Genomic DNA, 18,485 nt, shown 5'->3' with positions numbered 1-18,485 from the left:
TATCGGGCATGTGTCACGCGTGCCCCAGAGGAATCATGGTTCCGGGGCACGCCCGACGCGGGGACCCGACGAGCCCGAGGGCCGTGCAGTCGCCGTCGAACCCAACGACTCACACCATCACGACGAACATCACCGCCATCCCCAGCGCCATCAGCCCGTGACAGCCCACGTCCCGAGCGGCGTGTACCGCGCCGCCCGAGGCCGCGCCGCCCGTTGTGCATGGCGCGAGGCGGCCCGTGTCGAAGCCCTTCGCGAGCCACCACAGTGCGAGGGCCAGCAGCACGAGCGCGAGCAGGCCCGCGGTCCAGCGGTCGCCGGTGCCGCTGAGCGTCATCGTCGCGAGTGCTCCCGGGGCCGACATGTCCATCCCGGGCATGTCGTGCGCTTGGCCCGCGTCCATCGCTCCCATGGACATGCCTGACGACATCGCGGCGACCATCCACGCCATGGCGCCGGTCATCACGGTGTGCGGCAGTGTGCTCGCTAGGGCTCGCAGCCGAGGTTTGGGGCCGTTCGGCAGCGCGAGGGCGGCCAGCACGAACCAGGCCGCGGCGGCGGAGAAGAAGATCACCTGTGGCGTGCCGGGCAGGTCCATGCCCCAGGACCAGGCCATCGCGAACATGGCGAGGGCCATCACCGCGTGCAGACCGTGCGCGAGCCGTGCGGTCCACGGGTGGGAGCGGGCCGCGAAGGCGCGCCACAGACCGTAGGCGGCGAGTGCGCAGAAGAGCAGCGTCAGAATCCAGCGCAGCCCGGTGGCGGCGATCATCGGGCCATCTCCTTCGGTGTCTCGGCTCGCGCCTCGGTGCGCGTGCGTCGGCGTCGGCGTACCTGCGCGACTGCCAGGTCTCCGAGGAGGAAGCAGGCCAGGGGAAGTCCGAACAGCGGCAGGTAGTAGGCGAGTAAGGCGCTCACGACGGCGAGCGGTGCCATGACCCTGCCCGGCACTCGGCGCCAGGCTCCCCGCGCCGGCGGGCGGCCGAACCGCGTCCCGCCCGCCCGGGTGGGCCTGCGCAGCCACCACATGCGGTAGCCCCAGAAGAGCATTCCGATGAGTGCGAGGGCGATGACCGCGAGAGCGATCTGGTTGGCGAGACCGAAGAGCAGTCCCATGTGGGCGTCGATGCCCCAGCGTGTGAGCTTGGCGAGGACGGGGAAGTCGTCGAAGACCAGCTTGTCCATGACCTTGCCGGTGGCCGGGTCGATCGCGACCGAGTCCTGCTGCTCCGGCCAGTGCCGCGTGTTCTCCTTGACGATGTACGCGCTCTTGTTGTCCGCGGGCGGGCTGATGACGAGCTTGCCGCGCAGACCCTCGGAACGGGCGATGCGGACGGCCTCGTCGAGATCGATCCGCGTGGCGGAGGTCCCCGCGGAGGATTCCCCCGCGTCCGCCCCCGCGGAGCCGCTGCCCCGCCCGCCCTGGCCGAGGGCCGAGGAGACGGAAGGCGTCGCCCCGCCCAACGAGTCCTGGATCTTGCCGATGTTCACGCCCGCGTGCGCCGACCAGGTCAGTCCGGTTGCCGAGAGCGCGAGGAAACCGGCCGACACCCACAGCCCCGCGGCCCCGTGCCATGACAGCGTGCGCTTGCGTCCCTTCGGGCCCCGGCGCGGCACGAACAGCTTGCGCAACCGCTCCCGGCCGCGCGGCGCCGCGAGCCACAGGGCGAGCCCGCCCAGTACCTCGACCCACAGCCAGCTCGCGGCGATCTCGCTGTAGTTGCGGCCGAATTCGCCGAGGTGCAGGGTGCGGTGCAGGCTGTCGAACCAGGCCCGCACGGGCAGCCACTCGCCGAAGGTGCGCAGTGTGCCGCGCACCTCCGCGTCGTACGGATTGACGAAGGCGGTCTGTGTGTAGCCGTCGGGCAGTCCCTTGACGTTGAAGGTGACCCGGGTCGTATCGCTGTCGCCCGCGCCCTTGGTGACGGAGACGAGCCGCCCGCTGGGTATCGCCTCGCGGGCGGATTCCACCTGAACTGCGAGCGGTTTCGGCTCGCCGTGCGGGGTGACCTTCAACTCGTGGCGGTAGACGACGGACTCGATCTGTGGGGTCGCCGTGTAGAGCAGTCCGGTCACGGCTGCGACGAGCAGGAATGGGCCGATGAGGACGCCCGCGTAGAAGTGCAGGCGCAGTAGGAGGGGCCGCAGCCCGCTCCAGGTGCCGCCGCCGTTTCTCGGCGTGGGCGTGGCGAAGTCCTCGGGCGGGGTGGCCTCCTCGGTCTGGTGTTGCCGGAGCGGTGGTGGCGCGGCAGGCGTGGTCTCGGTCATCGACTCTTCCTCATGCGTGGACCGGTGGGGACGGTGAGGTGCACGTACAGGAGTCGGAGCGAGAGGGGCGTGAGTTCCCGCACGCATGGCGTCATATAGGTCACAGAGGGTGTGGGGTGCCGCTGCGCGCCCGGACGGGCCTGGCCATCGCCGTCACCGCATGGCACGTCCCGATCGCCGGGAACTTCTCCGCCCCTGCGCCCGACTCCTGCAACAGCGCCTCAAGGTGCCTCACTTGATCACCGAGGAGAACTCCCATGCCGACACCCAGGCCGGCAGCCATCGCCCTCGCCACCCTCCTGTGCCTGGCCGCCGCCGGCTGTTCCGAAGCGGACTCCGGCTCCGGCACGGACGGCGGGAAAGCGGGCTCCGCCGACAAGGCGCCTCCCGCCGCGCAGGGCACGTACCCCGTCACTCTCAAGAACTGCGGACGCGATCAGACGTTCGACAAGGCCCCCGGCCGGGTCGTCGTGATGAACGGGGCCTCGGTCGCCGAGGTGTCCACGCTGCTCGCCCTCGGCCAGGGCGGCCGGATCGTCTCCAACCAGCAGACGTACGGCATGTCCGAAGTCCCCGGTCGCGCCGAGGAGATCAAGGACCTGCCCACGGGCGGGGTGAAGCCGAACGACGCCTTCGACATCCCGCGCGAGGCCATGATCAGCCTGCGGCCCGACTTCGTACTCTCCACCACCTCCTATGGTTTCGACGCCAAGAACGGCTTCGCCACCCGCGAGCAGCTCAAGGCGGTCGGGGCGCGCACCTACATCTCGCCCGAGGGCTGCGGACAGGACAACCTGAACATGACGATCGACGACAGCTACACGCTGCTGCGCGACATGGGCAGGGTCTTCGGCGTCGAGGAGAAGGCGGAGAAGCTCGTCGCCGCCGAAAGACAGAATATCGCCGACGTGGCGAACAAGGTCGGCGACGCGAAGAGACCCAAGGTCATGGTCATCTTCTCCAACATGACCATGGGCGGCAACGACTTCAGCTCCGTCGCCGCACACGGCATCTACAACGACATCCTCGCCAAGGCCGGCGGCAGCAACGCCTTCGCGAGCGCGTCGAAGACCTCCTTCGCCGACCTCAGCAAGGAGAAGGTCGCCGCCACCGACGTGGACGCCCTCGTGGTCGTCAGCTACAACGACCCCGACCCGACCGCGTACGCGAAGAAGCTGCTCAAGGAGTTCCCCCAGTGGCCCGCAGCCAAGAAGAACAAGTTCGTGGTGCTGTCCGACTCGATGTACCTCGGCCCCAGCAACGACATGGCGGTCGAGAAGATCGCCAGGATGCTGCACCCCGACGCCTTCTGAGCCGACTCCCGCTCTATGTCTGCGCCCTCGTGCTCACCGTCGCACTGCTGGTCTCGATGGTCCTCGCCGTCGGCATCGGCGCGGTCAACGTGCCGGCCGGTGACGTGTGGACGGTCCTCGTCCACCACGCCACCGGCCGGGGGGCCGTGGACGACATCGCTCTCGACCAGATCGTCTGGCAGTTCCGCACCCCGCGTGTGGTCCTCGCCGCGGTCGTGGGGGCGGGACTCGCCGTCGCCGGCGCCGTCCTCCAGACCCTGGTCTCCAACCCGCTCGCCGATCCCACGGTGCTCGGCTTCTCGCACGGGGCGTCGCTGGGCGCGGTCCTCGTGATCACACTCGGCGGGGCGGGACTCGGCGGACTCGGCGTTTCCGGAGCGGCGTTCGTGGGCGCCCTCCTGGCGGGGCTGCTGGTCTTCGCGCTCGGACAACGCAGGGGGCGGCTCGCGCCCACGCGGCTCGTCCTCGCCGGGGTAGCGGTCGGCTATGTGCTGCTCTCGGCAACGAGTTTCGTGCAACTGCGGTCCACACCGACGGAGTTGCGCGGCGTCATGTTCTGGATGCTGGGCAGCGTCTCCGGGGCCCGCTGGAGCCAACTGCCTGCTGTCACCGCAGTGGTAGCCATCGGGACGGCGCTACTCGCCTCCTTCGGGCGGCGCATGAACGCACTGCTCGCCGGGGACGAGTCGGCGACGTCTCTCGGTGTGGACGTGCACCGCACCCGTGCGGTGCTGCTGGTGGTGGCCGCACTTCTCACCGGGACCGTCATCGCCGTCGCGGGCGGCATCGGCTTCGTCGGCCTGATGATTCCGCACCTGGTACGGCTCGCCCTTGGCGCGGACCACCGCAGGCTGCTTCCTCTGAGCGCACTCCTCGGGGCCGTCTACCTCGTACTGGTCGACCTGCTCTCCCGTACCGTCAACCGGCCCAACGAACTGCCCTTGGGCATCCTCACCGCACTCCTCGGCGCACCGTTCTTCCTCTGGCTGCTGCGCCGCAACAAGGGGCTCGACGCCGCATGAGACTGACCGTGGACGGACTCGACATCACCCTCGGCGCAAAACCGGTCCTGCACAACGTCGGACTCGACGTGTCACCGGGCCAGATCGTGGGCCTCGTCGGCCCCAACGGAAGCGGCAAGTCCACCCTGCTGCGGGCCGTCTACCGTTCCCTGCGCCCCGCCGCAGGGGTCGTCGAGGTCGGCGGACGGGACGTGTGGCGGCTCTCCTCCCGGGCCGCCGCCCGGCACACCGCCGCCGTTCTCCAGGACGGGGCGGGCGCGGGCGGCCTCACCGTCGCCGAGACGGTCGCGCTCGGCCGTACCCCGCACCACGGGGTACTGGGCCGCGACGGCGAGGGCGACCGGCGCGCCGTCGCCGAGGCGATGGAGAACTGCGGCATCGCGCCGCTCGCCGACCGCGACCTCTCCTCGCTCTCCGGCGGTGAGCGCCAGCGCGTCCTGCTCGCCCGAGCCCTCGCCCAGACCCCGGAGCTCCTCGTGCTGGACGAACTGACCAACCATCTCGACATCCGCGCCCGGTTCGAACTCCTCGGACTGATCCGGAAGACCGGCGTCACGACTCTCGCCGTGCTGCACGATCTCGACCTGGCCGCCCGATTCTGCGACCGACTCGTCGTCCTCCACCACGGCCGTGCAGTCGCCGCGGGCCCAGTCCTCGACGCCCTCACCCCGCGCCTCCTTCACGAGGTCTTCGGGGTCCGCGCCCGCGCCGAACGGCATCCGGACGGCGTCATCCGGATCACGTACGAGGCGGACCCGCTTGCCCCATGAGGGTTTTCGCGATCAGCGAAGCCTCCGGCCAGGCTGCGCGGCCACCGCCGCAACCGGGCGGGCGTCGAGGGGGCTAGTACTCCAGCCGGACTTCTTCATTAGCGCTGGTCAACGGCTTGGGTGTGGAGAGTGTAACGGGCTGGGAGGGGGGTGGGGCGGTCTTTGCGGGGGTCGTCCCACGAACGTGTGGCCGCGCTGCTTGTAGTGGCAACGTTCCGGGCAGCCCGCTCGCATGAGTGATACACCAACGGACCTGTGGGAAAACGGACTTGCTGAGCTGCTCTTGCGGATCGGTCCACTCCGAGCTCGGCCGGCGGTGCCCTCAGCCACGCGTGGCTGAGGGCACCGCCGCATTCCGGTCGCCGGCGCCTTCGTCGGATCCCTCGACCGGCCGTGAAGAAGACTCCGGCTGGTCGGCAGGCGCCGCGAGATCTTCGGCTACGCCGATATCGACAAGGGTCCGCGTTCGCCGCAGTTGCGCAGGCCTGCCGCGATTCCTACGGTGCAGCCGTGACGGGCAGGAACGGGAGGAGTTCCCACGCGGGAACTCTAACCGTCGTAAACCCCCCAGTCCCGCACGCTGCCGTGACCGGAGCAGTCACCGCTGAAGACCCAGTAGCCCGGGCCGACCAGCGGACCCCAGATTTCGGTGCCGTCCGAGCACTGGGTCCACGATCCGGAACTTCCGTAGTCGACGTTGCAGTCCGCTCTCCACGACGTGCCGTAGTTGACGAAGTTGTTGCAGTAGTTCGAGTGCTTGATCGAAGGCGCTCCGTTGCCGCCCTGAGTCACCAGTACCGGCCCGTCAGGCACCTGTCGCGGCTGCGCCGTAGTTGCCGAGGCCGTGGACTCGACGGGCATGGCACTCGCCGGTGCGGCTACGGCAGCGGAGGCTCCGACCAGGACGAGCAGCAGTCCAGCCGCTGGTACCGAATAGCGTTTCATTTTCCCTCCATGGGAGCAGGAATTCGCGCGGGAGCACCGCGCAATGCACGGGACAGGCATGCTCATGCCATGGGCTGAACCGTGCGATCTCACCGTGACACGGGAGGCGCGCGGGCAATTGGGAATCAGCGCAGCGTCACTTGTGTCCTGGCGCAGTCCGGGCCTGCCGTGTGGCCTCGTGGCGGAATTCCGTGGGAGTCATGCCATGGGCTGCCCGAAATGCCCTGCTGAACTCGGCCGGCACCAGGAAGCCCCACCGCGCTGCCAGCGCACTGATCGACTGGCTGCGTTGCCGGGGGTCGGTGAGGTCGGCCTGGCAGCGCTCCAGGCGCCGCCGGCGGATTGTGGCCGCGACGGTACTCGCCTCCGTACGGAACAGTTGGTGCAGGGCGCGGACGGAAATGTGGTGGTGTGCTGCGATGTGTGCCGGCGTGAGTTGGGGATTGCTGAGGTTGTGGTCGATGAAGGCGTGGATGCGGGCCAGCAGGACTTGGCGGCGGGTGTCTGCGGGTAGCCCCGATGCGGCATCGAGCCGCGTGGCCAGAAACGCGGTGGCCAGGTCGAATCCCACGCTCCCCAGGCGGAGCAGTTCCGCCTCGTCGCAGTGCGCGGCCTGGTCGCGCAGCCCGGTGAGATAGGACGTGAGGAGCGCTCCCGACCCGGTCCGGGCGGGGAGAAGTGTAGCGACCAGTTCGTCCGTCCGACCGAGGGGGAGCGGGATCGCGGTTCTGGGCAGCCGGATCATGGTGAGCCGAGGGGGCTGTCTGCCGTCCCGGAACTCACAAGCCAGAGGGACCGAGGTGTCGAACAGGGCCATGTCGCCCGCCCTGAGCAGGATGTTGTTGCGTCGTTGCTCCAGCCCGACCGGGCCGCCGTGGACCAGGAAGAGGAAGTAGGACTCGGGATCCGCCCGCCGGATGTGGATCGAGGTGCGGCAGGCTGACATCGGGGAGAAGCGGAATGCTGACACCTGGGTCCGGGGCAGCTGCAGCGAGGCCGCCTCTCCCACGAAGGAGTCGACGCGTTCGCACGTGATCGACACGGGAATGACCGCTTCGGCGACCATCGACGACCACCATTCGAAGCCGCCGCGCGCGCTGACGCTGTTCGTTGAGACGCTCGCCGCCCATGTGCCCGCCATCTCGCCCCCCTGATCCTGAACATGACAGGCCTCAATCTTCGGCTGCCCGAATGCCGACAAGCGAGCGGCTCGCCGGTCAGTCTGGCAACCTCTCAGGCCGAGAAGCTGTGCACCTTGTCGTTGGAACCGTGGTGGCGAGCGTTCGATCGGCTGCGGCCCGTTCCCGCCGACCCTGGCGGAATGCGGGGATCCGGGGATACGGACGCGATGGCCTGCCGGCGGAGACGCTCCGGCGCCACCGGGCTTCGCGGAACAGCGTGCACTCCGACCACCGGCTTGACCCCGCTCGTCGAACTGGGCGTGATCAAGCCCTCGGTCTCGACTCGATCGGATGGGTGACCGCAACTGACGCCTGCCAAGCGGCAAGATCACGATCTACAGCTGGAGTATGAGCACTCCAGCAGGATTTTGCAGTCTGACCTGCGAGTTTCGCTGGGCGGCTGGAGTGTGGCGGGCTGTGGAGTGGCCAGGGGTGGCTTCACGGTGGCCGCCCCTCGATCCCCTGGCTGAGCAGGCAGGCCACGCCACCCCCAACGGTCTACAGCATCTGCTTGCCGGCGCGAAGTGGGAGCCCGACGACATCCGCGGTGAACTGCAGGAATACGTCGCCCACAAGCTCGGCGAGGACAGCAGCTCTCGGTGCGACCTGCGGTCCCGGAGCTGGACCCCGGCGGAGGTGGTGCCCTTCTTGATGAACCCGGTGTCGTCGATGATGAGGACTCCGTCGAAGTGGCCTCCCCCGGTCCGAGCAGCACCGACCCGGCATCCTCGGGGGATGAACGGGCGGACCAGCGACCTCCCTGGCACACCGGTCATGCCAAAAGCGGGATCACCTGCATCCGACCGATGGCACACTGGCGCGCGCCCGCACCCTCGCGTCGATAATTACGCCATGATGCACATTCGCAAAGGTCGCCACCCGCTAACCCCACTTGACGCTCCATCAGGAAACTCAGCAAAGAGTCAGCATCAATACCGCGCGGAACCGCTTCGAGACGCCATGAACCGCCAAGATCAATAATCCGCCCCACCCATCCTGACCTGTGAAAACCGTGCTCAACAACTTGCCTGCTAAGCCCACCAGGAGGTACCCGTGAGGATGCTGATCAACGTCCCCGAAACCGTTGTCGCGGACGCACTGCGCGGTATGGCCGCCGCCCACCCTGAGCTGACCGTGGATGCCGAGAACCGTGTCGTCGTACGACGCGACGCCCCCGTGGCCGGGAAGGTGGCGCTGGTCTCCGGCGGCGGTTCCGGGCACGAGCCGTTGCATGCGGGGTTCGTCGGGCCCGGGATGCTGTCCGCGGCCTGTCCCGGAGAGGTGTTCACCTCGCCCGTGCCGGATCAGATGGTGCGGGCCGCCGCCGCGGTCGACAGCGGGGCGGGGGTGCTGTTCGTCGTCAAGAACTACACGGGTGACGTGCTGAACTTCGAGATGGCCGCGGAGCTCGCCGAGGACGAGGGCGTACAGGTCACCCAGGTACTGGTCAATGACGACGTGGCGGTGACCGACAGTCTCTTCACGGCGGGGCGCCGGGGTACGGGCGCCACCCTGTTCGTCGAGAAGATCGCCGGGGCGGCGGCCGACGAGGGTGCACCGCTGGAGCGGGTGGCGGCCGTCGCCCGGCAGGTGAACGAGGCGTCGCGGAGTTTCGGGGTGGCGCTCGGCGCCGTCACCACGCCGGCCAAGGGCTCCCCCACGTTCGATCTGCCGCCGGGTGAGCTGGAGCTCGGCATCGGCATTCACGGCGAGCCGGGGCGGGAGCGGCGGCCGATGATGACCTCGCGGGAGATCGCGGACTTCGCGGTGGACGCGGTACTGGACGACCTGCGGCCGACCGGACCGGTGATCGTGCTGGTCAACGGGATGGGCGCGACGCCGCTGCTGGAGCTGTACGGGTTCAATGCCGAGGTCCAGCGGGTGCTGTCCGAGCGAGGCGTCGTGGCAGCTCGTACGCTCGTGGGGAACTATGTGACCTCGCTCGACATGGCGGGCTGTTCGGTGACGCTCTGCCAGGTGGACGAGGAGCTGCTGCGGCTCTGGGACGCGCCGGTGGAGACGCCTGCGCTGCGCTGGGGCCGTTGATCCGCCGGTACCGCACCCCGTCCTGCTGGAGCGACAAGGAGATCATGTGCTCGACGCCGACTTCTTCCACCATTGGATGGCCGCGGCCGCGGCTCTGGTGAGCCGTGAGGCGGACCACCTCACCGACCTCGACTCCGCGATCGGGGACGCTGATCACGGCAGCAATATGCAGCGCGGGTTCGCCGCGGTGACCTCGGTCCTGGACAAGGAGCCGCCGCAGACCCCGGGGGCCGTACTGATACTGGCCGGCAGGCAGTTGATCTCGACGGTCGGCGGTGCTTCGGGCCCGTTGTACGGGACGCTGCTGCGGCGTACCGGAAAGGCCCTGGGCGACGCCCCCGCCGTGACACCGCAGCAGTTGGCGGAGGCGCTCGGGGTGGGCGTCGCGGCCGTGGCGCAGCTCGGTGGGGCGCAGGCCGGGGACAAGACGATGCTCGATGCGCTGCTGCCGGCCGCCGAGGCGCTCGGCATGTCGTTCGTGGCGGCCCGGGACGCGGCCGAGGCGGGGGCGCTGGCGACGGTGCCGATGCAGGCCCGCAAGGGCAGGGCGAGCTACCTGGGTGAGCGCAGCATCGGTCATCAGGATCCCGGGGCGACGTCCTCGGCCCTGCTGATCGCCGCGCTGGCCGATACCGGGGCGGCGGACGGGAGCGACGCATGAGTGACGGGAAGCAGGTCGGGATCGTGCTGGTCTCGCACAGCGGCCCGGTGGCCGAGTCGGTCGCCGAGCTGGCCAAGGGCCTTGCCGCGGGTGGCGCCACGGCTCCGGTGGCCGCCGCCGGCGGCACCCCGGCGGGCGGTCTCGGGACGAGTGCGGAACTGATCGCCGAGGCCGCCAGGTCGGTGGACCGCGGCGCGGGCGTCGCGCTGCTGGTCGATCTGGGGAGCGCGGTGCTCACGGTCAAGTCGATGCTGGCCGAGGGCGACGAGCTGCCGGACGGCTCCCGACTGGTGGACGCGCCGTTCGTGGAGGGCGCCGTGGCGGCCGTGGTCACGGCGTCGGCGGGCGGCGACATCGCGGCGGTGGCGGCTGCGGCGTCGGAGGCCTACGGGTACCGCAAGCTCTAGGGCGTGTTTGAAGTAGCGTCGTCCGCCCGGAGGGCGGGTCTCGCGGGGTCTGGCGCGTGCGATCGCAAGGCGCCGGGGTGCCCTCGTAGCGGAGCTACCAGGGCATTTCGGCAACGCGGCGAGCGTGCGTGTCAGACCCCGCGAGACAGACGGGACTTCTCAAACACGCCCTGGGGTCGGCGGGGCCACCCCGCCCTGCACCGTGTCGAGGTGCGGGGCGGACCGGCCTTCGGTCCGTCAGGCCGCCGAGGCGGACCCGGCTGCCGCGATCCTGATCTGCGCCTTCTCTGTCGTGCCGTTGACCGTCACGGCGAGCGTGATCGTCCCCGGCCGCAGCGCGGTGAGGGTGCCGGTCGACGGGTCGAGTACCGCCGTGTGGCGGTGACGGGCGCCGCTCCGGTCGCCGATGTGGACGTTCGGGGAGCCGGTCCAGTCCGCGGCCAGCGGGAAACCGACCGGGACGCTCCGGGTCCCCTGGGTGACGGTCGCGGTGACCTTCGTACGGCTTCCGGTGCCGAGCACCGCGGGCGCGTCGATCCTCAGCGCGTCCACGTGCGCGCGGGTCTGTACGGAGACCCAGTCCGGCCCGCCCTGCCACGGCCGTTGCCGCGCGGCGGCCTGTGCTCCGTGGCTGACGCGGTCGGCGCCGACCAGCGACCAGCCGGTGAAACCGCCGTCGTCCGCGGGCCCGGCCGGTGCCTTGCCGGAGTTCCCATTGATGAGGTACGGCACGCCGTCGACGTGCGAGGCGTGGAAGACCCCCACGTGGCTGCCGATGAAGGCCGCGCCCTTGCCCGTCGTACGGCGGAAGTCGGCGAGCCACTGTTCGACCAGGGCCGCCTCCTTGCGGTCCCCGAGCCGGCTGCCCTTCTGCACGGTCGGATCGCGCGGCGGCACGTGCTCGATCAGCATGAGCGAATCGACGTCACGGTCCTTCGCCGCCGCGTCCAGCTGGGCGCGGAGCTGCTCGATCTGGGCGAAGCCCCCGCCGCGCAGGCTGAGGCTGGATGTGTCGAGCGTGACGAAGCGGGTGCCCTTGTGGTCGAACGTCCGCTGGGCGGGCCCGAATTCGGTGACGAAGTTGTCGATCCTGCCGCCCATCACCTCGTGGTTGCCCGGTACGTAGTACCAGGGCAGCGAGTCGCCGAGTTCCTCGGTGAGGATGCGGCGGGCGAAGGCCAGGTCCGCGGGCGATCCTTCGTCGACGAGGTCCCCGTTGACGACCAGGAAGTCCGGGGCCGCCGCCTTGATCTCGCGCAGGGTCCGCCGTGCCTGGGCGACGATCGCGCTGTCCGGGTCGCGGGCGACGAACTGGGCGTCGGACATCACCGCGAACTGCCAGTCCCTGCGCCCGGTCACGGCCGCCGGGTCGATCAGCGGGTCGGCGGGAGCGGCCTGTTCGGGCAGGTCGACGGTGGGGGGCACCTGGGCGGTGAGGTCGTCGATCACGATCTCACCCGTGTACTGCTTGACCGCCCCGGTCTCCGCGAGGTAGAAGCGGGAGACGGAGAGCGGCATGGCGGCTCCCGGCGGCACGGCGAAGGTGACCTGCCGCCAGCCGTTCCAGGTGACGTACGGTCCGCGCAGCAGTTGGTCGGAACCCGCCGCGTCCTTGAGGTGCAGGGTCGGCCAGGCGCCCTGGCCGTCGCCCTTGATCCACAGCTTGAACGACTGGGGCTGGCCGGGCACGGTGACCGGCTGGGGCGGGGCGGCGTAGGCGGCACGGGTCGCGGTGGACAGGGTGAAGTCGTAGCCGAGCTTCAGTCCGGTGCCGGTGTGGCCGTCGGGTGTGGCCGCCAGCGATCCGTCCGCGCGGGCCTGGCTGAACTTCCAGGACCCGGCGTCGTCGAAGGAGGAGACGGCCTGTTCGGTGAGGCCGACGCTGACGGCGAGGACGGTGGTGGTGCCCGCGACGGTCGCCTTGATCTGTCCGGCGCCGGATCCGGTGCGCGAGGCGACGGTGAAGGAGCCCTGTCCGTCGTCACGGATGTCGAAGAGGGCGCGGTCGTACTCGAGCGCGATGTCGCGCGGCTCGACGGGGGCGCTGGTGCCGTGGGCGTCGAGCCCGACGATGCCGAAGGTGCCGGTGGCCCCGGCGTCGGCGAGGCCCACCCGCTGGGTGGTGGGCTGGATCCGGGCCAGCTCGTCGAGGACGGTCAGGGAGGTACTGCCGTGCGCCGGCCCGCGTTCGGCCCGTACGTCGGTGGTGCCGCTGCGGCGTGCGGTGAAGAGCCCGTTGCCGTCGACCGTGCCGACGGAGCCGCGTGCGGTGTGCCAGCGCGGGGTCCCTTGCGCGGGGCCGTACGTCTCGTCGTACCCGGTCGCGGTGAGGCGCCGGGTGAGGCCGGGGAAGACCCGGTCGGGGTGGCCGCCCTTGACGGGGTCGACGCCCGGGGCGGAGCCGGCGGGGGTACGGGTCTGGACCCAGTAGCCCTTCAGTCGTCCGCTGCCGTCGGGGGCGGTGAGGGCGAGGCCGTTGGGGACGGTGCGTTCGCTGCCGTCGGAGGGGCTGTTCTCCACCTGGAGCGCGTCGCTGCCGGGCGCGCGGGCGACGAGGGTCGACGATCCGCCGCCGTCCAGGTTGAGTGCGCTGTACGAGCCGGCGCGCCGCATCATCAGGGCGAGTTCGGTGAGGGTGACGCCGCCGCTGTCGGCCTGCCGCCCGTCGACGGTGAGGATCTGCATGGTCCGGCCGTCCTTGGAGAAGCCGACGGCGGTGCGGGGTGCGGCGGTGTTGTTGCCTTCGCCGTCGTGGTTCTGCGCGACTCCGTCGACGACGAGGAGTTCCCGGCCGCCGACGGCGGTGCGCGGCACGGCCCCGCCGTCGGTGCGTGCCCGGTAGGTCAGGGACACCGGGTCGCCGGGCTCCAGGGCGTCGAGTGCGCCGGCGCCGGCTTCGCGGCCGACCAGGACGGTGGTGCCGTCGGGGACGGCCCCCGATCCGGGTGCGTGCGAGACGGAGACGACCTTGCCGTCCCGTACGACCGCTTCGGCGACCGGGGTCGCGTTGTCAACGGTCAGGGCACGGTCGGCGGTTCCCCAGGCCGAGGTGTACGCGCCGACTCCGCCGACCGGCACGTTGGCGGCGTTGTACGCGGCGAGCGGCCGCTGCCCGGCGGGCAGGGTGAGTGTCCCCTCGAAGTACAGGTTCAGGATGCGGCCCGCGCTGTCGGGACCGATGCCGACGGCCCGGTTGATCCCGGGGGCGGGCGACTGGACGGTGGCCCCGTCCTCGATGCCGATCCCCTCGGGCGCGCCGGTCTGGTTGATGTCGAAGAAATCGGCGTTGATCGCGGCGACGGTGCGACGGCCGCGGCCCGCGTCGTGTCCGGCGGCCAGTTCGGAGACGGTGTGCCGCTCGGAGACCCTGCCGGAGGAGAGGTAGTCGGCGCGTACGCCGCTGCCGGTGAGGTCGACGGAGAGGTTGTCGACCCGCAGCCACTTGTCGGACTCGAGCCGGTCGTACGAACTGAGGCGGACCCCCGGGGCGATCGGGCGGGACGTACGCGCGGTCTCGATGCCGTCGCCGTCCGCGACCGATCGGAGCGCCCCGGCCGCGTTGCTCGCGGGTGGCGGAGCGACCGGTCTGAGGATCTCGGCGGGGGTGCGGGGACGCGGGTCGGGGTTCGAATCGGCGAGTGCGGGAGAGATCGCGCCGATGGTCATGGCGGATACCGTCACGAGCAGCACGAGCGGGCGCGCGACCGTCCCGTGTCCTCGCGCCGTCCTCCCGCGCGCTCCGGTTGTCCTGCCGACTATGCCAAGGCCCACAAGTCCTCCTGGAATCCCGATGGTTGCGCGGCCCGGTCCGGGCAAAGGCGCTGTCGGCGGACAGCATGGCCGCGCGCGCAACCGCGCACCAGGGGGCGTCGGGAACCTCGCGGCGAACAGGACGCGTCGGCTCGATGACGGCAGTGATCACCGGGAAAGGGGTGTCGTCCGCGGCGGTGTGCCCCGGCCGGGACGCAGACTTGACGGCATGCCAACCCAGAAGCGCGTCAGGCGCAGTGCGGGCCTTCTCCTGTTCCGCCGGCCGAACGGGGCCGGGGACGAAGCGACCATGGACGATACGGCGGTGGACGAAGCGACCGTGGACGTCACGGCCGTGGACGACGGCGCCGGGTTCGAGGTGCTCATCGGGCACATGGGCGGCCCGTTCTGGGCGGGCCGCGAGAGCGCGGCCTGGTCGATCCCCAAGGGGGAGTACGGCCCCGCGGAGGAACCCGAGGCCGCCGCCCGCCGGGAGTTCGAGGAGGAGTTCGGCCGTCCGGCGCCGGACGGTGAGTGGGTGGCGCTGGGTGAGGCGCGTCAGTCCGGCGGCAAGACGGTGACGGTGTGGGCGCTGGAGGCGGATCTCGATGCCGCGACGGCGGTCCCGGGGACGTTCACCATGGAGTGGCCGAGGGGGTCGGGCGTGCTGCGGGAGTTCCCGGAGGTCGACCGGTTCGCCTGGTGCACGCCCCGGGACGCGGCGGAGCGGCTCGTCACGGGACAGCGGGTCTTCCTCGACCGGCTGCGGGAGCATCTGGCGGACGGGCGGGTGACGCCCGATCAGGGCCGTTGCTGACCGGGCCGTTCGACGACCGGACGGACGGGGGCGGACGCGTCAGTGGTGCGCGCTCTCGCCCTGTGCCGCCTCGATGCTGCTGTGCAGGTCGCTCGTCGCGTCGAGCGCGGCGGCTCCGGAGACGACCAGGCAGGCCAGCAGCGCCGCCGCCGCGGCACGGCCGACGCGGGGCCGTGCCGTATTCCGGCCGAGCAGCGCGGCGACGCGGCGCGGTACGGGACCGGCCGCGGCGGCCAGCGCCACCCGTGGGCGGGGCTGCGGAGCGCCTTCGGCGGCGCGGGCGGCGAGGGCGGCCCGGCCGATGGCGCGGGCGGCGATCCGTCGGTCGCCGACGGCGGAGGCGGCCGCCTCGTCGGCACAGCGCTCCAGGGCATAGCCCATGGGGGCACGCAGGGAGCGCAGCGCGGGGTGGCAGAGCGCGGCGGCTTCGGCTGCGGCGATGAAGAGGTGGTGGCGGCCCACGAGATGGGCGCGTTCGTGTGCCAGCAGGGCGTCGCGTTCGGCGGGGTCGAGTGCGCGCAGCATTCCCGTGGTGACGACGATCCGGCCGGGAGTCCCGGGGCGGCCCGGCAGCGCGTAGGCGTCGGGGCGGCTGTCGCGCAGGACGGCCAGCTCGCCGGCGGCGCGCCCGTCGAACCGTCCGGCCCGGCACAGCTCGGCCCAGTGGCGGCGGGCGGCGCGGGCGACGGCGGCGGCGCAGCCCACGAGGACAGCCAGTGCGGCGGCCGCCAGGGACACGGTGACGGCCGGGGCGGAGTCGGAGAGCGGTCTGACGAGTTCACCCACGGCGGAGACCGCGGAGAACCAGGTCGCGCCGGGCACCACGAGCAGGACCAGGGCGAGGACGCTGCACAGGGCGAGGCCGACGCCCGTCGCGGCGAGCAGCCGTACGGCACGCACCGGCGACAGCGCGTCCGCCAGACGGCGGGCCGCGGGCACCGCCAGGAACGGCATCAGCAGCGGAACCCACACGGCGTAGATCATGGGGCTTCTCCGTCGAGCAGGTCCCGGAGCAGCTGCTCGTCCTCGTCGGTGAGCTGTGAGACGAACCGGGCCAGGACGGTGCTGCGGTCCTCCTGCTTCCGCAGCTCGCTGTGCATCCGGCGGGCGGTCAGGCCGGGCGCGTCCTCGGTGGGGGTGTAGGCGAATCCTCGACCGGCCCTGGTGCGGGCGACCGTGCCCTTCTCGTACAGGCGCGACAGGATCGTCGCGACGGTGGTGCGGGCGAGTGCCGCACCGATCGCGCCCTGGACCTGACCGGGGGTGAGCGGGGCTCCGGCTGCCCACAGCGCCGCCAGGATCGTGGACTCCAGCTCGCCGGCGGGTCGGCGTTCCGATGCGGCGGGCGGCGGTGACGGATGCTGCGGGGCGACTTCCGGCGCCGGTCCGGAAGCCGGTTCGCCGTGCGGGCGGGGGCGGGGCTCTCCGCTCGATATCCCCTTCACCTGGGACATGGGAACTCTCCTCCCTCTTCGGGCGTCTACAGTGATGTAGACCGTCTACATCACTGTAGTCAGTCCGGGCGTTCCGCCGGTCCGCCCGCTCACCATTATGGGAGACCCTCCACCGTGTCCGTATTCTCACTGGCGTCCGCGCCACAGGCGGTGAACCTGCTGGACGCGGGGTCACTGCTCGGAGCGTTCGGTGCGCTCGGCATCGCCGTCGTGCTCTTCGCCGAGACGGGACTGCTCGTCGGCTTCTTCCTGCCCGGCGATTCCCTCCTGTTCACGGCGGGCCTTCTCTGCGTGTCCGGCGCCCACGGTCCGGTGCGGCTGTCGTTGCCGCAGGTCCTGATCGCCGCCGTGGCCGGTGCGCTGCTGGGCGCCCAGGTGGGCTACTGGATCGGCCGACGGGGCGGCCGGGCCCTGCTCGCCCGCAGCCGCGCCAAACGGCTGCACGAGGGCGCCGCCCGCGCCGAGGAGCTCCTCGGCAGATACGGCCACGCGCGGGCGATCGTGCTGGCCCGCTTCGTACCCGTCGTACGCACGGTGCTCAACCCGCTGGCCGGAGCGCTCAACGTCCCGGCCCGGCTGTTCACCCTGTGGCAGGCCGTCGGCGGGGTGATCTGGACCGTCGGGCTGGTCCTGGCGGGCTACGCACTGGGGTCCTCGGTGCCGAACGTCGACCGCTATCTGCTGCCGATCGTCGCCCTCGTGGTCGTGATCTCCCTCGTCCCGCTCGCCGCCGAACTGCTCCGCTCCCGGGGCCGGCGCACCGCCGAAGGGGAAAACAGCTGATGCCGCTCGCCTCCACCGCCACCTCGCTCGACGGTGGCCTGTACACCTGGATCACCGAGCTGGCCCAGCGCTCCCCCACCGCCCTGGATTCCGTCATCCGTATCTGGTCGGACTACGGGCTCGCCCTGTTCGCCCTGCTGATGCTCGCCTCCTGGTGGCGCTCCCGCTCCACCGATCCCGCTCGCACCGCGATGGCGCTCTGCACCCCGCTCGTCGTGGTGGCCGCGTATCTCGCCAACGACCTGGTGAAATCGGTCTTCCACGAGCAGCGGCCGTGCCAGACCCTCCATGTCGTGACGGTGGAGGCGTGCCCGGCACTGGGCGACTGGTCCTTCCCCAGCAACCACGCCGCCATCGCGGCGGCCGCGGCGACGGCGATCTGGCTGACCGACCGCCGGCTCGGCGCCATCGCGGTGCCCGCCGCCGTGCTGATGGCCGCGTCCCGGGTGTGGATCGGTGTGCACTACCCGCACGATGTGCTGATCGGGCTGGTGACCGGCGCGCTCGTCGCCTGGCTGCTGACGCTCGCGGCACGGCGCTGCGCCCCGGCGGTGATCCGGCTGCGCGACACCCCGCTGCGCCCCCTGGTCGCGACGCGGTGACCAGAGGGCTCGGGCGGCCGGGCCCATGACCGGGCCCTCCGCTCGCGGCCTCGCCGCGAGGCCGCGAGCGGTGCACAAGGATCGGAGCCCTACCGGGTGGCGCTGCCGGGCAGGCGGATGACGGCCCGGCCGCCGTCGAGGTCGACGGTGGAGCGGTGGGGCGGCGCGCCGTCCTCCTCGTCGTCGCGCATCAGCAGGGCGCTCTGGCGCTCCTTGAGCTCGCTCTGCTTGCCGGGCGAGAAGCTCGCGTGCAGCTGCTCGAACCCCGTCGCAGACACCTGCCCCTGCCGCGCGCTGTTGCGCCAGGGCAGCAGACCGGCCCGCCCCGCGCGCAGCATCAGCTGATCGAGAAAGGCGACCGCGGTCAGCCCGATCACCAGTCCGGGCAATGTCATCAGCGCGACGAATTCCATCCGCCCAGTCTCTCCTCGGGCGGCACGGTGCGCATCGGTCGCGGGTATGGCCCTGC

The 18,485-nt window shown here is 71.3% G+C and carries 17 protein-coding genes; 9 read left to right on the top strand and 8 right to left on the bottom strand.

Annotation, left to right across the window (positions count from 1 at the left end; all coding sequences use genetic code 11):
- Positions 1-109: 109 nt before the first annotated feature.
- Positions 110-769 (bottom strand): DUF5134 domain-containing protein, encoded by a 660-nt coding sequence (locus OG520_RS36705; protein WP_406015996.1) that lies wholly within the window; start codon positions 767-769, stop codon positions 110-112.
- Positions 766-2,265 (bottom strand): PepSY-associated TM helix domain-containing protein, encoded by a 1,500-nt coding sequence (locus OG520_RS36700; protein WP_406015995.1) that lies wholly within the window; start codon positions 2,263-2,265, stop codon positions 766-768. Before OG520_RS36700 ends, OG520_RS36705 begins: the two co-directional genes overlap by 4 nt.
- 257 nt (positions 2,266-2,522) lie before the next feature.
- On the opposite strand from OG520_RS36700, the gene OG520_RS36695 reads away from it, so the two are divergent.
- From OG520_RS36695 to OG520_RS36685, 3 genes are read left to right on the top strand one after another with little or no spacing between them, the layout of a single operon-like run.
- Positions 2,523-3,578 carry an ABC transporter substrate-binding protein gene (locus OG520_RS36695; protein ID WP_406015994.1) on the top strand — a complete coding sequence of 352 codons (1,056 nt, stop codon included), beginning with the start codon at positions 2,523-2,525 and terminating at the stop codon, positions 3,576-3,578.
- 56 nt (positions 3,579-3,634) lie between these two features.
- A complete protein-coding gene (locus tag OG520_RS36690; RefSeq protein WP_124722043.1) occupies positions 3,635-4,600 on the top strand; it encodes an iron ABC transporter permease in 966 nt (321 codons plus the stop codon).
- Positions 4,597-5,370, top strand: a complete 774-nt coding sequence (locus tag OG520_RS36685; RefSeq protein ID WP_406015993.1) for an ABC transporter ATP-binding protein — start codon at positions 4,597-4,599, stop codon at positions 5,368-5,370. The genes OG520_RS36690 and OG520_RS36685 overlap by 4 nt, the downstream gene beginning before the upstream one ends.
- A gap of 549 nt (positions 5,371-5,919) precedes the next feature.
- On the opposite strand, the gene OG520_RS36680 is transcribed toward OG520_RS36685, so the two are convergent.
- The gene (locus OG520_RS36680) at positions 5,920-6,315 is read right to left on the bottom strand and encodes a hypothetical protein (protein ID WP_406015992.1); all 396 of its coding nucleotides are present in this window, start codon (positions 6,313-6,315) and stop codon (positions 5,920-5,922) included.
- A gap of 136 nt (positions 6,316-6,451) precedes the next feature.
- Entirely contained in the window at positions 6,452-7,456 is a 1,005-nt protein-coding gene (locus OG520_RS36675; protein ID WP_406015991.1) for a helix-turn-helix domain-containing protein, read from the bottom strand.
- A 1,093-nt stretch (positions 7,457-8,549) separates the two neighbouring features.
- Between OG520_RS36675 and dhaK the strand changes: the two genes are divergently transcribed.
- The 3 genes from dhaK to OG520_RS36660 are packed head-to-tail and all read left to right on the top strand — an operon-like array spanning position 8,550 to position 10,610.
- Positions 8,550-9,542 (top strand): dihydroxyacetone kinase subunit DhaK, encoded by a 993-nt coding sequence (gene dhaK / locus OG520_RS36670; protein WP_406015990.1) that lies wholly within the window; start codon positions 8,550-8,552, stop codon positions 9,540-9,542.
- 46 nt (positions 9,543-9,588) lie between these two features.
- Positions 9,589-10,203, top strand: a complete 615-nt coding sequence (gene dhaL / locus OG520_RS36665; protein ID WP_406015989.1) for a dihydroxyacetone kinase subunit DhaL — start codon at positions 9,589-9,591, stop codon at positions 10,201-10,203.
- A complete protein-coding gene (locus OG520_RS36660) occupies positions 10,200-10,610 on the top strand; it encodes a PTS-dependent dihydroxyacetone kinase phosphotransferase subunit DhaM (RefSeq protein WP_399335651.1) in 411 nt (136 codons plus the stop codon). Before dhaL ends, OG520_RS36660 begins: the two co-directional genes overlap by 4 nt.
- A 237-nt stretch (positions 10,611-10,847) precedes the next feature.
- On the opposite strand, the gene OG520_RS36655 is transcribed toward OG520_RS36660, so the two are convergent.
- Positions 10,848-14,276, bottom strand: coding sequence for a phosphodiester glycosidase family protein (locus tag OG520_RS36655; RefSeq protein WP_406015988.1), 3,429 nt, complete (start codon positions 14,274-14,276; stop codon positions 10,848-10,850).
- 313 nt (positions 14,277-14,589) lie between these two features.
- Here OG520_RS36655 and OG520_RS36650 point away from each other — a divergent pair, with 313 nt between their 5' ends.
- Positions 14,590-15,177 (top strand): NUDIX domain-containing protein, encoded by a 588-nt coding sequence (locus OG520_RS36650; RefSeq protein ID WP_406015987.1) that lies wholly within the window; start codon positions 14,590-14,592, stop codon positions 15,175-15,177.
- A 39-nt stretch (positions 15,178-15,216) separates the two neighbouring features.
- Here OG520_RS36650 and OG520_RS36645 read toward each other — a convergent pair whose 3' ends face one another.
- Both OG520_RS36645 and OG520_RS36640 read right to left on the bottom strand, forming a co-directional pair.
- Complete coding sequence (locus OG520_RS36645; RefSeq protein WP_406015986.1) at positions 15,217-16,161, bottom strand: M48 family metalloprotease; 945 nt, start codon at positions 16,159-16,161, stop codon at positions 15,217-15,219.
- Positions 16,158-16,490 carry a BlaI/MecI/CopY family transcriptional regulator gene (locus tag OG520_RS36640; protein ID WP_399335747.1) on the bottom strand — a complete coding sequence of 111 codons (333 nt, stop codon included), beginning with the start codon at positions 16,488-16,490 and terminating at the stop codon, positions 16,158-16,160. The genes OG520_RS36645 and OG520_RS36640 overlap by 4 nt, the downstream gene beginning before the upstream one ends.
- A gap of 255 nt (positions 16,491-16,745) precedes the next feature.
- On the opposite strand from OG520_RS36640, the gene OG520_RS36635 reads away from it, so the two are divergent.
- Both OG520_RS36635 and OG520_RS36630 read left to right on the top strand, forming a co-directional pair.
- On the top strand, positions 16,746-17,414 hold the full coding sequence (locus tag OG520_RS36635; protein ID WP_406015985.1) for a DedA family protein: 669 nt from the start codon (positions 16,746-16,748) through the stop codon (positions 17,412-17,414).
- Positions 17,414-18,016, top strand: coding sequence for a phosphatase PAP2 family protein (locus tag OG520_RS36630; RefSeq protein ID WP_406015984.1), 603 nt, complete (start codon positions 17,414-17,416; stop codon positions 18,014-18,016). Before OG520_RS36635 ends, OG520_RS36630 begins: the two co-directional genes overlap by 1 nt.
- 89 nt (positions 18,017-18,105) lie before the next feature.
- Here the strand turns inward: OG520_RS36630 and OG520_RS36625 are convergent, their stop codons facing one another.
- Positions 18,106-18,429, bottom strand: a complete 324-nt coding sequence (locus OG520_RS36625; RefSeq protein WP_399335663.1) for a DUF6191 domain-containing protein — start codon at positions 18,427-18,429, stop codon at positions 18,106-18,108.
- Between the last annotated feature and the right edge of the window lie 56 nt (positions 18,430-18,485).

The sequence above is a fragment of the Streptomyces sp. NBC_00984 genome (genome assembly GCF_045162475.1).
In the GTDB taxonomy this organism is placed as follows: Bacteria; Actinomycetota; Actinomycetes; order Streptomycetales; family Streptomycetaceae; genus Streptomyces.
Note: the sequence above shows the minus strand (reverse complement) of the source record. Positions and strands in the feature narration are given on the sequence as shown.